The sequence below is a fragment of the Agromyces binzhouensis genome (assembly GCF_004135055.1).
Taxonomy (GTDB): domain Bacteria; phylum Actinomycetota; class Actinomycetes; order Actinomycetales; family Microbacteriaceae; genus Agromyces; species Agromyces binzhouensis.
The window spans coordinates 1-2,810 of record NZ_SDPL01000405.1 but is presented as its reverse complement, the minus strand read 5'-3'; the positions used below and the strand labels follow the sequence as shown (position 1 = coordinate 2,810).

General features: G+C 72.7%; 4 protein-coding genes. 3 read left to right on the top strand and 1 reads right to left on the bottom strand.

Annotated features, from left to right (window positions below):
- Positions 1-201 (bottom strand): DUF1707 SHOCT-like domain-containing protein (locus ESO86_RS14875; protein WP_165307943.1); only part of this gene is annotated, 201 nt, incomplete at its 3' end.
- Positions 202-341: 140 nt separating this feature from the next.
- Here ESO86_RS14875 and ESO86_RS14870 point away from each other — a divergent pair.
- From ESO86_RS14870 to ESO86_RS14860, 3 genes are all read left to right on the top strand, one after another.
- Positions 342-1,073: a FadR/GntR family transcriptional regulator gene (locus ESO86_RS14870; RefSeq protein WP_129235684.1), complete on the top strand. Its 732-nt coding sequence runs from the start codon at positions 342-344 to the stop codon at positions 1,071-1,073.
- A gap of 15 nt (positions 1,074-1,088) precedes the next feature.
- Entirely contained in the window at positions 1,089-2,375 is a 1,287-nt protein-coding gene (locus tag ESO86_RS14865; RefSeq protein WP_129235683.1) for an alpha-hydroxy acid oxidase, read from the top strand.
- Between the two features lie 3 nt (positions 2,376-2,378).
- Positions 2,379-2,810: lactonase family protein (locus ESO86_RS14860; RefSeq protein ID WP_165307941.1), on the top strand; the 432-nt coding region annotated here is incomplete at its 3' end.

The window sequence follows — 2,810 nt, the reverse complement described above, 5'->3', positions numbered from 1 at the left end:
TGCGGCCGCCGGGAGGTCGGCGAACAGCGGCGCGAGGTCGCCGCGCGTCACGGCGGCGCGCGCCGATGCGGACCGGTCCGCGAGCTCGGCCGTGGTCAGGCGACCCTCGGTCTGCGCCGTCATGAGGTGCCCGACGGCCTCCTCGCGCTCGGCGTCGCTCAGTCGCTCCTGCGGTCGTTCCGGGTCGGCGTATCCGCTCATGCCCCAAGCGTCGCGCACATCTCCGTCCTCGACCAGTGACCAAAGGCCCCACGATATGTGGTCTGACCACATCTGGTACCCTGTGGTCTGACCACAGGCCCGGCGCGGCGGCACCGCCCGGGCGCGCGCGAGGAGACGGCATGGGCGACGACGCATCGGCTCGATCGATCGAGCCGCGCGCCTGGCAGGCCGTGCTCGAGCACCTCGAGCGCAAGCTGCTCGACGGCGACCTCGCCCCCGGCGACCGCCTGCCGGGCGAGCGCCAACTCGCGACCGACCTCGGCGTCGGCCGGTCGAGCGTGCGCGAGGCGCTTCGCGTGCTCGAGGTGCTCGGCCTCATCCGCACCCACGCGGGATCGGGGCCCACCGCCGGTGCGATCATCATCGCCACGCCCGGCGGCGGCATGAGCGCGCTCATGCGACTCCAGGTCGCGGCGAACGGCTTCCCCGTCGACGACATCGTCGCCACTCGCCTGCTCCTCGAGGCGCACGTCGCCGGCGACCTGGCCGCGGCGACCGCACCCGACCTCGGCGCCGCCGAGCGACTGCTCGACGCCATGGACGACACCGGCCTCGACCCGGCCGAGTTCCTCGCGCTCGACGCCGCCTTCCACCTCGCCCTCGCCGAGGCATCCGGCAACCAGGTCGTCACCGCGACGATGGCCGGACTGCGCAGCGGCATCGAGGGCTACGCCCTCGCCGGGCACGCGCGCATCGCCGACTGGGCAGGCACGTCGGCGCGACTTCGCGCCGAGCACCGCGGCGTGCTCGACGCGATCCGGGCAGCGGACGCCACGGCCGCACGCACCCGGATCCACGACCACATCTCGGGCTACTACGCCGAGATCTCGCCCGACCCCCGACTCCCGTAGGAAGAGAGCACCAGCATGGTCCAGCGCCAGTTGCCGAACCCCCGCGAGCTCGCCGAGCTCATGAGGTTCAAGACGCCGACCCTGAACCCGACCGACCGTCGCCTCGAGAAGGCGCTCACGATCGCCGACCTGCGAGCGATCGCCCAGCGCCGCACGCCGAAGGCGCCGTTCGACTACACCGAGGGGTCGGCCGAAGCCGAGATCTCGCTCGCCAGGGCGCGACAGGCGTTCCTCGACATCGAGTTCCATCCCTCGATCCTCCGGAACGTGCCCGAGGTCGACACGAGCCGCGAGGTGCTCGGCGGCCCGAGCGCCCTGCCGTTCGGCATCGCGCCGACGGGCTTCACGCGCATGATGCAGACCGAGGGCGAGGAGGCGGGTGCGGGTGCGGCCGGCGCAGCGGGCATCCCCTTCACGCTGTCGACGCTCGGCACGACCTCGATCGAGGGCGTCAAGGCCGCGAACCCGAACGGCCGCAACTGGTTCCAGCTCTACGTGATGAAGCAGCGCGAGATCTCCTACGGCCTCGCCGAACGCGCCGCCGCGGCCGGCTTCGACACCCTGTTCTTCACGGTCGACACGCCCGTCGCGGGCGCGCGACTGCGCGACAAGCGCAACGGCTTCTCGATCCCGCCGCAGCTCACGCTCGGCACGGTCGTCAACGCGATCCCCCGACCGGCGTGGTGGATCAACTTCCTCACGACCCCCAAGCTCGAGTTCGCCTCGCTGTCGTCCACCGGCGGCACCGTCGGCGAGCTCCTCGACTCGGCGATGGACCCGACGATCTCGTTCGACGACCTCGACGTGATCCGGGGGATCTGGCCGGGGAAGATCGTCGTCAAGGGCGTGCAGACCGTCGAGGACGCCAAGCTCCTCGCCGACCGCGGCGTCGACGGCATCGTGCTCTCCAACCACGGCGGCCGCCAGCTCGACCGGGCGCCCGTGCCGTTCCTGCTGCTGCCCGACGTCGTCCGCGAGGTCGGCGGCGACATGGAGGTGCACCTCGACACGGGCATCATGTCGGGCGCCGACATCGTCGCCTCGATCGCGCTCGGGGCGCGCTTCACGCTCGTCGGCCGCGCGTACCTCTACGGCCTGATGGCCGGCGGTCGCCGGGGCGTCGACAGGGCCATCGAGATCCTGCGGAACGAGATCGTCCGCACGATGAAGCTCCTCGAGGTCGCGACCCTCGACGAGCTCGAGCCGAAGCACGTCACCCAGCTCACGCGTCTCGTGCCGGTCGCGCGACCGGTCGCCGCGGCGGCCGAGCAGGCGACGGATCGGGAGCCGACTAGGGTCTGAACCATGTCCGAGCGCATGGAGCCCCGCACCCGGCGATTCCTCCTCGGGTCGTACACGCCCGACGGACCGGCGCCCTCGGTGCACCTCGCGGAGCGCTCGCCCGACGGGCGATGGCGGATCGTGACGTCGGCGGCGGCCTCGAACCCGTCGTTCGTCGCACGATCCGGCGAGCTGGTGTTCGCCGTGTTCGAGGCCGCCTCCGGCTCGGTCGCGAGCTTCCGGCTCGACGGCGACGCGATCACGCCGGTCGACGTCGTCGAGCACGGCGAGGCGGACCCGTGCCACGTCGTCGCGGCGATGCACCTCGGCGTCGTGCTCGTGGCGAACTACACCTCCGGGTCGATCACGGCCGTCCCGGTCGACGGCGCCGGGGCACTCGGCGCGCCCGTCACGCTGCCGCTGCCGGCCGGCGGCGGACCGGTGCCCGACCGCCAG